15 protein-coding genes and 1 pseudogene are annotated in these 16,675 nt (G+C 74.1%); 13 read left to right on the forward strand and 3 right to left on the reverse strand.

Features of this window, described 5'->3' with window-relative positions:
* The first annotated feature begins 93 nt into the window (after positions 1–93).
* The 5 genes from O2W18_RS16465 to O2W18_RS16485 all read left to right on the forward strand — a co-directional run bounded on the left by O2W18_RS16465 (position 94) and on the right by O2W18_RS16485 (position 5,459).
* Positions 94–873 (forward strand): electron transfer flavoprotein subunit beta/FixA family protein, encoded by a 780-nt coding sequence (locus O2W18_RS16465; protein ID WP_269188530.1) that lies wholly within the window; start codon positions 94–96, stop codon positions 871–873.
* Between the two features lie 35 nt (positions 874–908).
* A complete protein-coding gene (locus tag O2W18_RS16470) occupies positions 909–1,871 on the forward strand; it encodes an electron transfer flavoprotein subunit alpha/FixB family protein (protein ID WP_269188531.1) in 963 nt (320 codons plus the stop codon).
* Positions 1,872–2,069: 198 nt separating this feature from the next.
* Positions 2,070–3,260 carry a cysteine desulfurase family protein gene (locus tag O2W18_RS16475; RefSeq protein ID WP_269188532.1) on the forward strand — a complete coding sequence of 397 codons (1,191 nt, stop codon included), beginning with the start codon at positions 2,070–2,072 and terminating at the stop codon, positions 3,258–3,260.
* A 1-nt stretch (position 3,261) separates the two neighbouring features.
* Positions 3,262–4,359, forward strand: a complete 1,098-nt coding sequence (gene mnmA, locus O2W18_RS16480) for a tRNA 2-thiouridine(34) synthase MnmA (RefSeq protein ID WP_269188533.1) — start codon at positions 3,262–3,264, stop codon at positions 4,357–4,359.
* A gap of 41 nt (positions 4,360–4,400) precedes the next feature.
* Positions 4,401–5,459, forward strand: a complete 1,059-nt coding sequence (locus O2W18_RS16485; RefSeq protein ID WP_269188534.1) for a methionine synthase — start codon at positions 4,401–4,403, stop codon at positions 5,457–5,459.
* Between the two features lie 9 nt (positions 5,460–5,468).
* Here the strand turns inward: O2W18_RS16485 and O2W18_RS16490 are convergent, their stop codons facing one another.
* On the reverse strand, positions 5,469–5,864 hold the full coding sequence (locus O2W18_RS16490; RefSeq protein ID WP_269188535.1) for a hypothetical protein: 396 nt from the start codon (positions 5,862–5,864) through the stop codon (positions 5,469–5,471).
* A gap of 143 nt (positions 5,865–6,007) precedes the next feature.
* On the opposite strand from O2W18_RS16490, the pseudogene O2W18_RS16495 reads away from it, so the two are divergent.
* A pseudogene (locus tag O2W18_RS16495) lies at positions 6,008–7,206 on the forward strand (DUF222 domain-containing protein).
* Between the two features lie 69 nt (positions 7,207–7,275).
* The gene (gene ligA, locus O2W18_RS16500; protein WP_269188536.1) at positions 7,276–9,477 is read left to right on the forward strand and encodes an NAD-dependent DNA ligase LigA; all 2,202 of its coding nucleotides are present in this window, start codon (positions 7,276–7,278) and stop codon (positions 9,475–9,477) included.
* Between the two features lie 34 nt (positions 9,478–9,511).
* Here ligA and O2W18_RS16505 read toward each other — a convergent pair whose 3' ends face one another.
* Positions 9,512–10,174 (reverse strand): ACT domain-containing protein, encoded by a 663-nt coding sequence (locus O2W18_RS16505; protein WP_269188537.1) that lies wholly within the window; start codon positions 10,172–10,174, stop codon positions 9,512–9,514.
* A 195-nt stretch (positions 10,175–10,369) separates the two neighbouring features.
* On the opposite strand from O2W18_RS16505, the gene gatC reads away from it, so the two are divergent.
* The 5 genes from gatC to O2W18_RS16530 are packed head-to-tail and all read left to right on the forward strand — an operon-like array spanning position 10,370 to position 14,436.
* Positions 10,370–10,669, forward strand: a complete 300-nt coding sequence (gatC, locus tag O2W18_RS16510; protein WP_269158853.1) for an Asp-tRNA(Asn)/Glu-tRNA(Gln) amidotransferase subunit GatC — start codon at positions 10,370–10,372, stop codon at positions 10,667–10,669.
* Complete coding sequence (gene gatA / locus O2W18_RS16515) at positions 10,666–12,198, forward strand: Asp-tRNA(Asn)/Glu-tRNA(Gln) amidotransferase subunit GatA (protein ID WP_269188538.1); 1,533 nt, start codon at positions 10,666–10,668, stop codon at positions 12,196–12,198. Before gatC ends, gatA begins: the two co-directional genes overlap by 4 nt.
* Positions 12,195–12,407 (forward strand): hypothetical protein, encoded by a 213-nt coding sequence (locus O2W18_RS16520; RefSeq protein WP_269188539.1) that lies wholly within the window; start codon positions 12,195–12,197, stop codon positions 12,405–12,407. The genes gatA and O2W18_RS16520 overlap by 4 nt, the downstream gene beginning before the upstream one ends.
* Complete coding sequence (gene gatB, locus O2W18_RS16525; RefSeq protein WP_269188540.1) at positions 12,404–13,912, forward strand: Asp-tRNA(Asn)/Glu-tRNA(Gln) amidotransferase subunit GatB; 1,509 nt, start codon at positions 12,404–12,406, stop codon at positions 13,910–13,912. The genes O2W18_RS16520 and gatB overlap by 4 nt, the downstream gene beginning before the upstream one ends.
* A gap of 32 nt (positions 13,913–13,944) precedes the next feature.
* Positions 13,945–14,436: a GNAT family N-acetyltransferase gene (locus tag O2W18_RS16530; RefSeq protein ID WP_269188541.1), complete on the forward strand. Its 492-nt coding sequence runs from the start codon at positions 13,945–13,947 to the stop codon at positions 14,434–14,436.
* A gap of 16 nt (positions 14,437–14,452) precedes the next feature.
* On the opposite strand, the gene O2W18_RS16535 is transcribed toward O2W18_RS16530, so the two are convergent.
* The gene (locus tag O2W18_RS16535; RefSeq protein ID WP_269188542.1) at positions 14,453–15,604 is read right to left on the reverse strand and encodes a PQQ-dependent sugar dehydrogenase; all 1,152 of its coding nucleotides are present in this window, start codon (positions 15,602–15,604) and stop codon (positions 14,453–14,455) included.
* A gap of 65 nt (positions 15,605–15,669) precedes the next feature.
* Here O2W18_RS16535 and O2W18_RS16540 point away from each other — a divergent pair, with 65 nt between their 5' ends.
* On the forward strand, positions 15,670–16,635 hold the full coding sequence (locus O2W18_RS16540) for a 2-hydroxyacid dehydrogenase (RefSeq protein WP_269188543.1): 966 nt from the start codon (positions 15,670–15,672) through the stop codon (positions 16,633–16,635).
* Positions 16,636–16,675: the final 40 nt, after the last annotated feature.

A 16,675-nucleotide genomic window follows, 5' to 3' on the forward strand; every position in this document is an offset into this window, starting at 1 on the left:
CGCGCCGGGTGTTACCCGCAAGTAGCCTCGATGATCGGCACGAGGCGGGCTTCGCCCGCGCCCACCCGAACCACCGCGGAGGTTGGTCTGACGATGAACATCGTCGTTCTGGTCAAGCAGGTCCCCGACTCCGGCAGCGAGCGGAAGCTGGACCCGTCGGACAACACCGTCGCGCGGGCCACCGCCGACAACGTGATCAACGAGATGGACGAGTACGCCATCGAGGAGGCGCTCACCGTCAAGGAGGCGCAGGGCGGTGAGGTCACCGTCCTGACCGTCGGCCCCGACACCGCCACCGATGCCATCCGCAAGGCCCTGTCGATGGGCGCGGACAGGGCCGTGCACGTCAGCGACCCGGCGATCCACGGCTCCTGCGCCGTGCAGACCAGCGCCGTCATCGCCGCTGCGCTGTCGCAGCTGGAGTACGACCTGGTGCTGTGCGGCGCCGAGTCCACCGACGGGCAGGTCTCGGTGATGCCGGCGCTGCTGTCGGAGCGGCTGGGCATCCCGCAGCTGTCCGGCGCCCGCAAGCTGACGATCGAGGGCTCGATGGCCAAGATCGAGCGGCAGACCGACGGCGGCTACTGGGAGGTCGAGGCGCCGCTGCCGGCGATCGTCTCCACCTGGGACACGATCAACGAGCCGCGCTACCCCTCCTTCAAGGGGATCATGGCCGCCAAGAAGAAGCCGGTCGAGACGAAGACCCTCGCCGACCTGGGCATCGACGCGTCGACCGTGGGCCTGGCGACCGCCACCAGCAAGGTCGTCGACTTCGCCGGCCGCCCGCCCAAGGGCGAGGGCGTGAAGGTCGCCGACGAGGGCGACGGTGCCGACAAGCTGGTCGGCTACCTGGCCGCCCAGAAGATCGTCTGACCGGCGCGCGACTCAGAGCTGAGGAGAGAACAGACATGGCAGAGGTCCTGGTCCTTGCCGAGCTGAACCCCGCCGACGGTGGGCCCCGCAAGTCGACGCTGGAGGCGCTGACCGCCGCGCGTGTGCTCGGTGAGCCCGCCGCCGTCGTCATCGGCGCCCCCGGCACCGCCGCGGGCCTCAAGGACGTGCTGGCCGAGTACGGCGCGGCGAAGGTCTACGTCGCCGAGTCCGACGACGTCGACGCCTACCTGGTGGCCCCCAAGGCCGAGGTGCTGGCGCAGCTGGTCGCCGAGAAGTCGCCGGCCGCGGTCGTCATCCCCTCCTCCCCGGAGGGCAAGGAGATCGCCGGCCGGCTGGCCATCAAGACCGGCAGCGGCTTCCTGACCGACGTCACCGAGATCGCCGCCGACGGCACCGCCACCCAGGTGGCGTTCGCCGGGGCGACGATCGTGCACTCACAGGTCACCGTCGGCACGCCGATCTACACCCTGCGCGGCAACTCGGTCACCCCCGAGCCGGCCCCGGCCGCCGGCACCGAGGAGACCGTGCAGGTCGCGGTCTCCGAGGCTGCCAAGCAGACCCGGGTGCTCGACCGGGTCGTGGAGCAGAAGTCCAACCGGCCGGAGCTCACCGAGGCCGCGATCGTCGTCTCCGGCGGTCGCGGGGTGGCCAGTGCCGAGAACTTCTCCGTGATCGAGGGGCTCGCCGACTCCCTCGGTGGCGCCGTCGGTGCCTCCCGCGCCGCCGTCGACTCCGGCTTCTACCCGCACTCGTTCCAGGTCGGGCAGACCGGGAAGACCGTCTCGCCGCAGCTGTACATCGCGGTGGGCATCTCCGGGGCGATCCAGCACCGGGCCGGGATGCAGACCTCGAAGACGATCGTCGCGGTCAACAAGGACCCCGAGGCACCGATCTTCGAGCTGGCCGACTTCGGCGTGGTGGGCGACCTGTTCACCGTCGTCCCGGCGGCCACCGAGCAGATCAGCGCCCGCAAGTAGCACCGAGTGCCCTCCCGCGCTCCCTCGGTGGGGCTGCGGGAGGGTGGAAGACCACGTCGCGTCGGGCGCCGGCCTCCGGGTCGGCGCTCGACGCACGTCGCGGCCACAGGGACGAGGAGGCGGGCAGGCGGTGTGGACTTCCACCTGTCGGACACGATCGGGTTGCCCCCGGCGGGCAAGGCATACCCTGGCTCTGCCATGACCTACCTCGACCACGCGGCGACGACACCGATGCTGCCGGTCGCGCTCGCGGCGATGACCGAACAGCTGGCCCGGGTCGGCAACGCCTCGTCCCTGCACGCCAGTGGCCGGGAGGCCCGGCGGGTCGCCGAGGAGTCGCGAGAGCGACTGGCCGCCGCCCTGGGGGCGCGACCGTCGGAGGTGCTGTTCACCGGCGGTGGCACGGAGGGCGACAACCTCGCCGTCAAGGGGCTGTACTGGGCCCGCCGCACGGCTGACCAGGGCCGGCGGCGGATCGTGGCCAGCCCGGCGGAGCACCACGCCGTCCTGGACAGCGTCGAGTGGCTGGAGAAGCACGAGGGGGCCGAGGTCACCTGGCTGCGCGTCGAGCCGACCGGCCGGGTCACCGCCGGCGCGCTGGCCGAGGCCCTCGGCGACGGGCGGGACGTCGCCCTGGCCACGGTCATGTGGGCCAACAACGAGATCGGCGCCGTCAGTGACCTGACCGCGCTCGCCGCGCTGGCCCACGAGGTCGGGGTTCCCCTGCACACCGACGCGGTGCAGGCGATCGGCCAGCTGCCCCTGGACTTCGCCGCCAGCGGGGTCGACGCGCTGACCATGACGGGACACAAGGTGGGCGGTCCGATGGGAGCCGGCGCGCTGTTGCTGCGCCGGGACGCCGAGTGCACCCCGCTGCTGCACGGCGGCGGGCAGGAGCGCGACGTCCGGTCCGGCACCCTGGACGTCGCCGCGATCGTCGGGCTGGCCGCGGCCACGCACGCCACCGTCGCCGACCGGGCCGAGCGCACCGCCCGGGTGGCCGCCCTGCGCGACCGGTTGGTCGCCGGCGTGGTCGCCGAGGTGCCCGACGCCCAGCTCAACGGCCCGCCGCCGGGCGACGTGGTCGCCGGTGGTCCGGGGCGGCTCCCGGGGAACGCCCACCTGTCGTTCCCCGGCGCGGAGGGCGACGCGCTGCTCATGCTGCTGGACGCACGGGGGATCGAGTGCTCCACCGGGTCGGCGTGCAGTGCGGGCGTCGCCCGGCCCAGCCACGTGCTGCTGGCCGCCGGCGCCGACCCCGCCCGGGCCCGCAGCTCGTTGCGGTTCAGCCTGGGCCACACCTCGACCGACGCCGACGTCGACGCGTTGCTCGAGGTGATCGGCCCGGTCGTGGAGCGGGCCCGTCGCGCCGGGACCGGGCGGCACTGAGATGCGACTGATCGCCGCCATGAGCGGGGGAGTGGACTCCGCGGTCGCCGCTGCGCTGGCCGTCGAGGCGGGGCACGACGTCACCGGGGTGCACCTGGCGCTCTCCCCGGACCGGCAGACGCTGCGCAGCGGTGCCCGGGGCTGCTGCAGCGTCGAGGACTCACACGACGCCCGGCGGGTCGCCGACTCCCTCGGCATCCCCTTCTATGTCTGGGACCTGGCCGACCGGTTCCGCGAGGACGTGATCGACGACTTCGTCGCCGAGTACGCCGCCGGCCGGACGCCGAACCCGTGCCTGCGTTGCAACGAGAAGATCAAGTTCTCCGCGGTCCTCGACCGGGCCCGGGCACTGGGCTTCGACGCCGTCGTCACCGGTCACCACGCGCGGCTGGCCGGCGGGGAGCTGCGCCGCTCGGTCGACCCGGCGAAGGACCAGTCCTACGTGCTCGGCGTGCTCACCGCCGAGCAGCTGGCCGGCGCGGTCTTCCCGCTCGGTTCGATGACGAAGGACCGGGTGCGGGAGCTGGCCGCCGAGCGCGGCTACGCGGTGGCCACCAAGCCGGACTCGCACGACATCTGCTTCATCTCCGACGGCGACACCCGCGGCTTCCTCGCCCGCCGGCTGGGCGAGCAGCCCGGTCCGGTCGTCGACGCCGCCACCGGCCAGACCGTCGGGACGCACGCCGGTGCGCACGGCTTCACCATCGGCCAGCGTCGCGGGCTGGGGGTGACCGCCGGTGACCAGCGCCCGCGGTACGTGCTGGGGATCGAGCCGGTCAGCCGCACCGTGACCATCGGCACCGCGGAGCAGGCGGAGGTCGACGAGGTGCGCACCGGCGCCCCCACGTGGACCGGGCCGGTGCCCGACCTGCCGTTCCGGGCGCAGGTCCAGCTGCGCGCCCACGCCGTGCCGGTCGCTTGCGAGGTCTCCCTGGCCGAGGACGGCGGGCTGTGCCTGGTGCTCGGCGAACGGCAGCGTGGGGTCGCGCCTGGGCAGTCGGCGGTGCTCTACGCCCCCGACGCCGAGCGGGGTGACCTGGTGTTGGGCCAGGGCACGGTGCTGGGCGCCCGTGAACGACCGGAGCCCGTGCTGAGCTGACCGTCCCCGGCGCCGGCGGGACGGCGGGCTACGGTCGGCACGTGACCTCGGCGACGGATCTCCCGGACGACAGCACCGGGCCGGGCCGCGAGCCCGGCACCGGCCACGACGTACGACCGGCGCCGCCCGTCTGGGGGCCGGCCACCGGCATCGGGTCGCTGCCCGGCAGCGACCCGGTCGAGGCGATGCGGCTGGTCGTCGGTGAGCTGCCGGACCTCCCGCACCTCCCCGAGCTGCCCGGCCGCGGCCCCGGCTCGGACCTGATCGGGCGCGCTGCCGCCCTGCTGGTCGACCTCTACGTCGACCTCACCCCGGCGGGCTGGCGGCTGGTGGCCCGCCCCGGTGCCGACCTGCGCCGGGCCAAGGAGGCGATGGCCCGCGACCTGGACGCCCTCTACGAGGTGGCCGAGCGGTACGTGGGGCCGTTCAAGGTCCAGGTGGCCGGGCCGTGGACCCTGGCCGCCGGGCTGGAGCGCACCCGCGGCGACCGCGCCGTGGTGGACCCGGGGGCGCGCCGGGACCTGGCCCAGTCCCTCGCCGAGGGCATCGCTGCCCACGTCGCCGCCGTCTCCGCACGGGTGCCAGGTGCCTCGGTCCTCGTCCAGTTCGACGAGCCGTCGGTGCCCGCCGTGCTGCAGGGCGGACTGCCCACCGTCAGCGGGTTCGGGAAGCTGTCGGCGGTGGAGTCCCACGTCGTGGAGGAGCAGCTGACCGGGCTCGTCCAGCGGGTGCCGGCGCCGGTCGTCCTGCACTGCTGTGCCCAGCGTGCTCCGCTCGACCTGTTCCGGGCCGCCGGGGCGCAAGGGCTGTCCTTCGACCTGGGGCTGGTGCAGGACCTCGACGCCGTGGGCACCGCCATCGAGGCAGGCACCCACCTGTTCATCGGCGTCGTCCCCGGCACCGACACCGACCTGGGCCGGCCGAAGGCGACCGCCAGCCGCGTGCAGGCCTGGTGGCGGGAGCTGGGGTTCCCGGCCGAGGAGTTGGCCGGCTCGGTGACGCTCACGCCGTCCTGCGGCCTGGCCGGGGCGAGCGAGGCCTACGCCCGGACGGCGACGGCGCACGTCCGCGAGGCTGCGAAGTACCTCTTGCCCGAGTGACGGCCTGGCTCAGCGGAGGCGCCCGACCTCGCTGACCGGCACGTCGTCACGCGGGCACGTCCACCAGGCGGCGGCGACCCGCACCCGCGCCTCGAGGGGGTGGGTGTCGGGGTGCAGCGGGCAGCGCGGCCAGTTGGTCGGAGCGCACCCCCACAGCTCCTCGACGACCCAGTCCTGCACGCCGTCGGCCACCTGGGCGACCTGGTGGGGCAGCGGGAGGCGGAGCTCCACGAAGACGCCCTGACCGCCGGCGCGGCCCCACAGCATCGCTCGGGCCGTTGGCGGCCCGTCGTCCTCCTGGCTGTCACCGGGCCAGCCGGCATCGACCCGGCGGGGGAGCGGCCCCGACGTGGCGCGGAGGTCGTCGAGGACCGGCCGGAGAGCGCGCTCGAGGTCGGGGTGCACGGGGCCATGGTGTCGTCTCGGCGAGGGCTGTCAAGGAGTTTCAGACGACTGTGGACAGACGTCTGAGCTGGGGATTCGCGTTGTGAGAGTGCGCTTGCGGCGGTAGCATTAGTACAGACGTTCGAACCGGTCGGGAGGTGTTTGTGAGCGAGTTGCAGTCGGCTCTGGACGCCCTTGCGGCCGAGGACCTGCATGGGTTGACGGATGGCGCTGTGTTGGAGCGGACGACGTTGCTGGTGCAGCTGGTCAACCGTGCGTCGGCGGAGTTGACCCGCACGGTGCGGCACGCGGAGACGACTCAGGCTGCGGAGTACGACGGGCTCAAGAGCATGCGGTCGTGGCTGCTCGGGCACGCGCGGTCGTCGCAGACGGAGGCGTCGCGGGTCGTGCGGTCCGGGCGGGTGTTGGAGCACTTCCCGGCGCTGGCGGCCGGGTTCGCCGAGGGTGTGGTGACCGCCGGGCAGGTGAACGTGGTGGCGGAGAAGATCGGCCCCCGCGAGGTCGCCCAGGCGGCGGAGCAGGCATCGACCTGGCCGCGTTCGACGAGATGTGGGCGCTGGTGGCCACAGAGTCACCGCACGAGTCGTTGGTCGCCGCGGTGCAGGCCTTCGAGAACGCCCTGGACCCCGACGGGCCAGAGCCGGACCCGACCGAGGGTCGTCGGTTCACGATGGTCAAGCACGCCGATGGCAGTGTGACCGGCCGGTTGGAGCTGGATGCCGTCGGTGGGGAAAAGGTGCAGGCGGCGATCGAGTCGATCGTGCAGGCCGACCGCCCGAAGGGTGATGAGCGGACCCGCGCGCAGCAGAACGGCGATGCCTTCGTGCAGTTGTGTGACAACCAGCTGGCGGCCGGCAACCTGCCGGTCCTGCGGACGGTGAAGCCGCACGTGGTCGTGGGCATCGACCTGGAGGACTTGGTCGACCCTGCGACCGGTGCCGGTGCGGGGGAGATGGGCTTCGGGGCGACGATCTCTGCGGCGCGGGCCCGTTACCTGGCCTGCGACGGCAGCATCTCCCGGATCGTGATGGGCCCCGACGGGGTTCCCCTCGACCTCGGGAGGGACCACCGGGTGGTCACCCCGGGGTTGCGCAAGGCGGTGGAACGCCGCGACAAGTCCTGCGTGTTCGCCGGCTGCGGTGCCCCGTCCTGGTGGTGCGACGTCCACCACCTGATCCACTGGCTGCACGGCGGCGAGACCTCGCTGCAGAACTCAGCGCTTCTCTGCGAACGGCACCACACCAAGGTCCACCACGGCTTCCGGGTCCAGCGAGATCCCGGCGGCCGATGGCGCACCTACCGCCCCGACGACACCGAGATCCTCGTCGGCCCACCGCTGTAGGGCTGCCGCGGCGCGTCGGGCTGCCTGGGCCGCCGTTTCCCGTCCGACCCGCCGGATAACGTCTTCTTCGTGACCAGCGAGGCAGGGGTGGAGCAGGACACGGTGGACGCGGCTGACCAGCCCGCGGTCGAGGCACCCGTCGACCGGCAGGACGTCACCGAGGTCCCCGACGAGGCGCGCACCCGGCACCGCGACCTGTCCGAGGAGCTCGACCGGTACGCCTTCGCCTACTACGTGCAGGACGCCCCGCTGGTCAGTGACGGCCAGTACGACGAGCTGATGGGCGAGCTGAAGGCGCTGGAGGCGGCCCATCCGGCTCTGGTCACGCCGGATTCGCCCAGCCAGAAGGTCAACGGCGGCTTCGGCGCCACCTTCGCCCCGGTCACCCACCCGGAGCGCATGCAGAGCCTGGACAACGCCTTCTCCTCCGACGAGCTCTCTGCCTGGGCCGCCCGCGCGGAGCGCGACGGTGCCGCCGGCGCCGGCTACCTGTGCGAGCTGAAGGTCGACGGGCTGGCCATCGACCTGGTCTACGAGCGCGGCCGGCTGGTCCGGGCGGCCACCCGCGGCGATGGCACGACGGGGGAGGACGTCACCGCCAACGTGCGCACGCTGGCCGTCGTCCCGCAGCAGTTGACCGGGGACGACGTGCCGGAGTTCCTCGAGGTCCGCGGCGAGGTCTACTTCCCGGTCGCCGCGTTCGCCGAGGTCAACGCCGGTCTGGTGGAGGCGGGCAAGCCGCCGTTCGCCAACCCGCGCAACGCCGCGGCCGGCTCGCTGCGGCAGAAGGACGCCCGCGAGACGGCGAAGCGCCCGCTCAGCATGGTGGTGCACGGCATCGGCGCCCGCCGCGGCTTCGAGCCCGCCCGCCAGTCCGACGCCTACGAGCAGCTGCGCGCCTGGGGGCTGCCGGTCAGCGCCCGGTACGAGGTGGTCGAGGACCTCACCGGCGTCTGGGCCTACATCGAGCGCTACCGGGAGCAGCGGCACGCCGTCGAGCACGAGATCGACGGCGTCGTCGTCAAGGTCGACCAGGTCTCCCTGCAGCGCCGGCTGGGGTCGACCAGTCGGGCGCCCCGCTGGGCCATCGCCTTCAAGTACCCCCCGGAGGAGGCGACGACGAAGCTCCACGACATCCGGGTCAACGTCGGCCGCACCGGGCGGGTCACCCCGTTCGCCTACATGGAGCCGGTGAAGGTCGCCGGGTCCACCGTGCAGCTGGCCACGCTGCACAACGCCAGCGAGGTAGCGCGCAAGGGCGTGCTGATCGGCGACACCGTCGTGATCCGCAAGGCCGGCGACGTGATCCCAGAGGTGCTCGGCCCGGTCGTCGCGGCCCGTGACGGCTCCGAGCGCGAGTTCGTCATGCCCACCCACTGCCCCGAGTGCGGCACCGAGCTGCGGCCGGAGAAGGAGGGCGACGCCGACATCCGCTGCCCGAACGCCCGGTCCTGCCCGGCGCAGCTCCGGGAGCGGGTCTTCCACGTCGCCGGCCGCGGCGCCTTCGACATCGAGGTGCTCGGCTACGAGGCGGCGACCGCACTGCTGGAGAGCCGGCTGCTCACCGACGAGGGCGACGTCTTCACCCTCGACGAGGAGGCGCTGTGCCGCACCGACTTCTTCACCAGGAAGGACGGCGCCCTCTCCGCCAACGGGAAGCGGCTGCTGACCAACCTGCAGACCCGCAAGGACGTCCCGCTGTGGCGGGTGCTCGTGGCGCTGTCGATCCGGCACGTCGGCCCCACGGCAGCGCAGGCGCTCGCCCGGGAGTTCCGCTCGATCGACCGGCTGATGGCCGCGACGGAGGAGGAGCTCGCTGCCGCCGAGGGCGTCGGGCCGACCATCGCCACTGCGGTGCGCGACTGGTTCACCGTCGACTGGCACCGCGACGTGGTGGAGAAGTGGCGGGCCGCCGGTGTCCGGATGGCCGACCCCGAGTCCGACTCCGGGCCCGGCCCGCTCACCGGGATCACCGTCGTCGTCACCGGCTCGCTGCGTGACCACAGCCGGGACCAGGCGATCGCCGCCATCCAGGAGCGCGGGGGCAAGGTCACCGGCTCGGTGTCGAAGAAGACCGGCTTCGTCGTCGTCGGCGCCGACCCCGGCAGCAAGTACGACAAGGCGATCGCGGTGAAGGCGCCGGTCCTGGACGACGACGGCTTCACGGTCCTGCTCGAGCAGGGGCCGGACGCCGCCCGCGAGGTGGCCACCATCGGCGACGGCACGGCGCCCGCCGATCCCGCCGATCCCGCCGATCCCGCCGGAGCCTGACGGCCCCGCTGCAGCGGGGCAGCGGGGCACTCCGTCAGTCGGCCGGTGGGAGCCGGGCGACCGTCGCGGCGAGCCCGGTCAGGTGGGCCAGCCGCAGCAGCTCCGAGCGGCGGAACACCGGCCCGCCGGACCGGCCGAGCAGCACCGCGGTGCCGGGGTCCAGCGGTGCGGCCATCATCTCCACCGCCATCTCCTGCCAGCGGCGCGGCACCCAGTCGCCCTCGCTGGGCAGCAGCAGGGGCGTGGTCAGCGGCAGCCACGGGGGGCGGATGCCGTCCAGCGACGGTGCGGCGTCGGATGCGGCCAGCACGGTGAGCTGGTCGGCAGGACCGGCGAGCACCACCGCCCAGCCGCTGCGGAACACCCGGGGGAGCTCGGTGGCGAGCACCTTGGCGGTCCCGTCCCCGGCCGGGGCCAGCGCCTCCAGCAGCTCCAGCTCCCGATGGGTGTCCATCGGACCGGCGAACGGGCGCAGGGACTCGACCTGCACGCCGGGCACGGCGGTCGCCGCGGTGATCAGGCTGTCGGCGACCCGGTCGGCGGGGAGCTCCACCACGATGTCGTCGACGGCGACGCCGTTCCCACGTTCGAGGACGTCGACGGAGATGATGTCGATGCCGGCCCGGCCGAGCGCCGTCGCAACGGCGCCGAGCGTGCCGGGCCGGTCGGGGACGACCAGTCGCAAGAGATAGGACACGAGTTCCCCCGGACGGCGTGCTGGAGCTGGTCGATCGCCGTCGATCGCGGACAGGGGCAGCCTCCCCCATGGAGGGCCCCTGGACCAACCCCGGCTCGCGGTCGGGCGGCCACGGCGTCCCACGTACAGTGGCTGGGTCGTGGAGCGAGTCGAGGCCGGGCCCGTCCGGCCGCCGAAGTGGGGTCCCAGCGCAGCATGAGCAGCATCTCCCGTGAGGACGTCGCACACCTGGCGCGTCTGTCGCGCCTGGCCGTCACCGATGAGGAGCTGGACCGGTTCGCCGGGCAGCTCGACCAGGTGCTCGCCGCCGTCGCCCGGGTGGGCGAGGCCGCGGTGGCCGACGTGCCGCCGATGACCCACGCCGTCCCGCTGACCAACGTCCTCCGCCCCGATGAGGTGACCCCGAGCCTGTCCCGCGACGTCGTGCTGGCCGGTGCGCCCGCCGCCGAGGACGGCCGCATCCGCGTGCCGCGCATCCTGGGGGACGCCGAGTGACCGGCACCAGCAGTGACCTGACCCGCGTCGACGTCGCCGGGCTCTCCCGGCTGCTGAGCTCCGGGGAGGTGAGCGCCGTCGAGGTGACCCGCGCGCACCTGGACCGGATCGCCGCCGACGACGGCCGGCTCGGCGCCTACCTGCACGTCGAGGACGACGCCGCGCTCGCCGCGGCCGCCGCGGTCGACCAGGCCCGGGCCACCGGCGCCGAGCTCGGCCCGCTGGCCGGGGTCCCGGTGGCCCTCAAGGACCTGGTGGTCACCGAGGGCGTGCCGACCACGAGCGGCTCGAAGATCCTCGAGGGCTGGCTCCCGCCCTACAGCGCCACGGTCGCCACCCGGCTCGCCGAGGCCGGCACCGTGCTGCTGGGCAAGACCAACATGGACGAGTTCGCGATGGGCTCCTCCACCGAGAACTCCGCCTACCAGGTGACCCGCAACCCCTGGGACACCGACCGCATCCCCGGCGGCTCCTCCGGTGGCTCCAGCGCCGCGGTCGCCGGGCACCTCGCGCCCTGGTCGATCGGCACCGACACCGGCGGCTCCATCCGGCAGCCGGCCGCCGTGACCGGGATCGTCGGGCACAAGCCGACCTACGGCTCGGTCTCCCGCTACGGCCTGATCGCCTTCTCCTCCAGCCTGGACCAGGCCGGGCCGATGGCCCGCACGGTGCTGGACGCGGCGGTGATGCACGAGGTCATCGGCGGCCACGACCCGCGCGACTCCACCAGCATCGACACCCCGCTGGCCCGGCTGGCCGACGCCGCCCGGGAAGGTGCGGCCGGCGACCTGCGCGGTGTGCGGGTCGGTGTCGTGCGCGAGCTCGGCGGCGAGGGCCACACCGACGGCTACGAGCCCGGCGTGCTGGCCCGCACCCGCGAGGCGATCGAGGTCCTGGCCGGGCTGGGCGCCGAGGTCACCGAGGTCTCCTGCCCCTCCTTCGACCTGGCGCTGCCGGCCTACTACCTGATCGCACCGAGCGAGGCCTCCAGCAACCTGGCCCGCTACGAGGGCGTCCGGTTCGGCCTGCGGGCCGGTGACGACGGCAGCCGCGACCTCGACGAGGTCATGGCGCTGACCCGGGAGCAGGGCTTCGGCCCGGAGGTCAAGCGGCGGATCATCCTGGGCACGTACGCGCTCTCCAGCGGGTACTACGACGCCTACTACGGCCAGGCGCAGAAGGTGCGCACGCTGATCACCCGGGACTTCGGCGCAGCCTTCGCCGAGGTCGACGTGCTGGTCAGCCCGACCATGCCGACGGTCGCCTTCCCGATCGGCGCCCGGGTCGACGACCCGATCGCGATGTACGCCGCCGACCTGTGCACGCTGCCGGCCAGCCTGGCCGGGCTCCCGGCGATCTCGGTGCCCAGCGGGCTGTCCGACGGGCTGCCCGTGGGGCTGCAGGTCATGGCGCCGGCGCTGGCCGACGAGCGGTGCTACCGCATCGCCGCCGCCCTGGAGGCCGCGCAGGACGCCGCCCGTGGGCACCGGCTGCTCGACGAGCTGGGTGCCCCGGCGGGTGCCGCGTGAACGGGCCCATGAAGGCAGCCTGGGGGCTGACGGTCTTCGTGATCGTCGCCGGCGTGGTGCTGTGGGCCGTGACCGGCCAGGCGATCTTCGCCGTCTTCATCGTCCTCGGCGTGCTGACCGCCATCGGGGCCTGGTTCACCACCCGCAGCGCCACCACCGGCCGCAGCACGACGTCCGGCCCGATCGACCACCCGGAGGAGAAGCCATGACCAGCACCGCCGACCGGCTGGTCGAGTTCGACGAGGTCCTGACCCGCTACGAGCCGGTCATCGGGCTGGAGACCCACGTCGAGCTGGGCACCGCCTCCAAGATGTTCTGCGGCTGCGCCACCACCTTCGGTGCCGAGCCGAACACCCACACCTGCCCGGTGTGCCTGGGCATGCCCGGCTCGCTGCCGGTGGCCAACGCCGCTGCCATCGAGGCGACCATCAAGATCGGCCTGGCGCTGGGCTGTCGGATCGCGAACTGGTCGCGGTTCGCCCGGAAGAACTACTTCTACCCCGACATCCCCAAGGGGTTCCAGACCAGCCAGTACGACGAGCCGCTGTGCGTCGCCGGCCACCTGGACGTCGAGGTCGACGGGACGACGCACCGCGTGGAGATCGAGCGGGTGCACCTGGAGGAGGACACCGGCAAGAACCTGCACGTCGGTGGGGCCACCGGGCGCATCCACGGCGCCGACCACTCGCTGATCGACTTCAACCGGGCCGGCATCCCGCTGGTGGAGATCGTCACCCGCCCGGTGCCCGGCGCCGGCCGGCTGGCCCCCGAGGTCGCCCGCGCCTACGTCACCGAGCTGCGCGAGATCGTCCAGGCCCTCGGCGTCTCCGACGTCCGGATGGAGCAGGGCAGCCTGCGCTGCGACGTGAACATCTCGCTCAACCCGGTCGGCGACCTGGAGTGGGGCACCCGCACCGAGACCAAGAACGTGAACTCGCTGCGGTCGGTCGAGCGCGCCGTCCGCTTCGAGATGCGCCGGCAGGCCGCCGTCCTCGACTCCGGCGGCCGGATCGTGCAGGAGACCCGGCACTTCCACGAGGACACCGGCACCACCTCCTCCGGGCGCAGCAAGGAGGAGGCGACCGACTACCGGTACTTCCCCGAGCCCGACCTGGTGCCGCTGGCGCCCGACGCGGACTGGATCGAGAAGCTGCGCGCCGAGCTCCCCGAGCTGCCGGCCGCTCGGCGCACCCGGCTCCAGCAGGAGTGGGGCATCTCCGGCACGGAGATGACCTGGCTGGCCAATGCCGGCGCCCTGGGCCTGGTCGAGCAGACCGTCGCCGCCGGCGCCACCCCCGGTGACGCCCGGAAGTGGTGGCTGGGTGACCTGGCCCGCCGGGCCAACGAGGCCGGCACCGAGCTCGGCGAGCTGGCGGTCACCCCGGCGCAGGTCGCCGAGCTGGTCCGGCTGCTCAACGAGGGCACCATCAACGACGGGCTGGCCCGCCAGGTGCTCGACGGCGTGCTGGCCGGCCAGGGCGACCCGGCGCAGGTCGTCGAGGCGCAGGGGCTGGCCGTGATGGGGGAGTCCGACGAGCTGGTCGCCGCCGTCGAAGCCGCGATCGCCGGCGCCCCCGACGTCATCGCCAAGGTCAAGGCCGGCAAGGTGCAGGCGCTGGGTGCGCTCGTCGGGGCGGTCATGAAGACCACCCGCGGCAAGGCCGATGCCCCCACCGTGAAGCGGATGCTGGAGGAGCGGGTGCTGGGCTCCTAGCCTGGGGCGGTGGGGGTGCCCGCCGTCGAGCTGTGCCCGCTGCGGCGGGCGGACCTCCCGCTGCTCAGCCGCCCGCTGGTGGCAGGGGGACCCTCCTGCGCCGCACCGCTCGCAAGCTCGCGGCGGGCCGCTGCAGGAGGGCCACAGCGGTCTTCCTCGGCGTGCACGAGGGCGAGCCGTTCGGGCTGGTGCAGGTGTACGCGTTCGCCGACGAACCGGAGTCGCTCGCCGAGCTGTCGGCGATCTGCGAGGTGCCGGCGGGGGCGCTGAGCATCGACTACCTGGTCGGCGAGCCGGGGGCCCGCGGCCGGGGGCTGGGCGCGGCGATGATCGCCGCTGCGGTGGCCCGGGGCTTCGCCGACCACCCCGAGGCGCAGGACGTCCTGGTGCCGGTGGCCCGCGGCAACGTGGCCTCGTGGCGGGCCCTGCGCCGCACGGGCGCGACCTGGTACGCCGAGGGTGAGCTGGTGCCGGACGACCCCGTCGACCCGCCCGACCACGTCGTCCACCGCTTCACCCGGTAGCCCGGGCGGCCTCGCGTCAGAGCGGAGAGCCCGCCGAGGACGTCGGCGGGAGCACCCGCAGCACCTTGTCGTCGTCCTCGGTCGGCGTGCCCACCCCGTCGCGGTTGGAGGTGGTGATCCACAGCGCGCCCTCGGCGTCCACGGCCACCGCGCGCAGCCGCCCGTAGTCCTCGTCCAGGAACGCGGTCGGCTCCTCGACCAGGACCCGCCCGCCGTCGAGCTCGGCGACGTGCACCTGCTGCCCGTCGAGCGCCCCCAGGAAGACGTAGGGGCCGGTGACCGCGCAGCCGCCCAGCCCGCCCTCCTCCGCGGGCACCTCGAGCACCGGTGGGATGCCGCCGGGGCCGAAGTCGCCGCCGCCGACGAGGGCGTTGAACTCGTCGGTCCCCTGCAGCGCGTCGTCGGTGGCGTAGAGCTGCTCGTCCCCGCCCTGGCACAGCGCGGTGACGTCCCGGTGCCCGCGGGTGACGAGCGGGCCGGCGCCGGCCGGCTGACCGAACACGTCGATGGCCAGCACCTTGCCGGCCGGCGATGCCGGGTCGGCTGCCAGCGCCGGGTCCCCGACGTCGCCGGTGCCCACGTACAGCACGCCGTCCGGTCCGAACAGCAGCCCGCCGCCGTTGTGCACCTCGCCGCGGGGGATGCCGGTCAGCACCGGGTTGGGGGTGCCGCCGATCGGGAAGCGCACCACCCGGTTGTCGGTCGCGGTGGAGAGGTAGGCGTAGAACAGCCCGTCCTCGAGGAACGTCGGCGACAGGGCCAGCCCGAGCAGCCCGCCGTCCCCGCCGGTGTCGACGTCGGGCACGGTCATCAGCTCCCGGGGCTCGGCACCGTCGGGGAAGACCTGCAGCAGACGGCCGGTGTCCCGCTCACCGACCACCGCCGTCCCGTCGGGCAGCAGCACCAGGCCGGTGGGCACGGCCAGGTCGGTGGCGACCACGTTCGGGTCACCGGCCTGGTCGTCGTCGGCGCCGGGGGTGGACGGCTGGCCGGGAGCCGGGATCGCGGGGCTCGTCGGCGGCGGGGCGACCTGCGGTGGCTGACCCTGCGGCACCTCGCGGAACGGGCCGGCCGGCTCGTAGCCGCCGCCGCAGCCGGCCAGCAGCAGCCCGCCCAGGAGCAGTGCCGTCCGTCGCCGGGCACCGGGTGCCGTCGTCCGCCGTCCCACCCCGGCAACAGTACGGCGGCTGGCCGCCGCGCCGCCGCAGACCGACGCCCCTAGGGTCGGGACCCGTGCCCGACGTCACCGGTCCCGACACCGCTCCCACGCTGCCCCTGGGCCCGGAGGAGGCGCTGCACGTGCTCGTCCCCTCCCGGGCCCTCGCCGAGGCGGTCGCGGCCGTCTCACCCCGCATCCGTGCCCACCGGCTCCCCGACGAGGGGCTGCCCACCGGGGAGGCGACGAAGGCGCAGGTGCTCGTGCCGCGCGGTGGCGGGGAGATCCCCAGCGAGGTGCTGGACGCCCTGCCGCAGCTGCGGCTCGTCCAGCTGATGAGCGCCGGGGCGGAGAAGTTCGTCGGCCGGCTGCCCGAGCGGGTCACGCTCTGCAACGCCCGTGGCGCACACACCCCCTCGACCGCGGAGTGGACGGTCGCCGCGACGCTGGCCGCGCAGCGGGGCATCCCGCACTTCACCCGCGCGCAGGACGCCGGCCGCTGGGACTTCCGGACCGAGCACTCGCTGATCGGCGCGAAGGTGCTGATGGTGGGCGCCGGCGACATCGGCCGCACGATCGGCCGGATGATGGCCGGCTTCGACGTCGACCTCACCTACGTCGCGCGCAGCGCCCGCGACGGCGTGCGCGGCATCGAGGAGCTGCCCCAGCTGCTGCCCGAGGCCGATGTCGTGGTGCTCATCGTGCCGGTGACCCCGCAGACCACCGGCCTCGTCGACGCCGCCTTCCTCGCCGCGATGAAGGACGACGCCCTGCTGGTGAACGCCGCCCGCGGGGTGGTCGTGGACACCGACGCACTGCTGGCCGAGCTGACCTCGGGGCGGCTGCGCGCCGCGCTGGACGTGACCGACCCCGAGCCGCTGCCCGCCGGGCACCCGCTGTGGTCGGCGCCCAACCTGCTGCTCACCCCGCACGTGGCCGGGGCGGTGCCGGACACCAACGCCCGCGCCACCGCCGCCGTCACCGAGCAGCTCACCCGGGTGCTGGCCGGCGAGCCGCTGCGCAACGTCGTCGCGGACTACTGAAAGGACCCCCCCCGACCCTCGCGAGCTCGGGCCGGGCCCC

It is taken from the genome of Modestobacter sp. VKM Ac-2983, assembly GCF_026967885.1.
Taxonomy (GTDB): domain Bacteria; phylum Actinomycetota; class Actinomycetes; order Mycobacteriales; family Geodermatophilaceae; genus Modestobacter.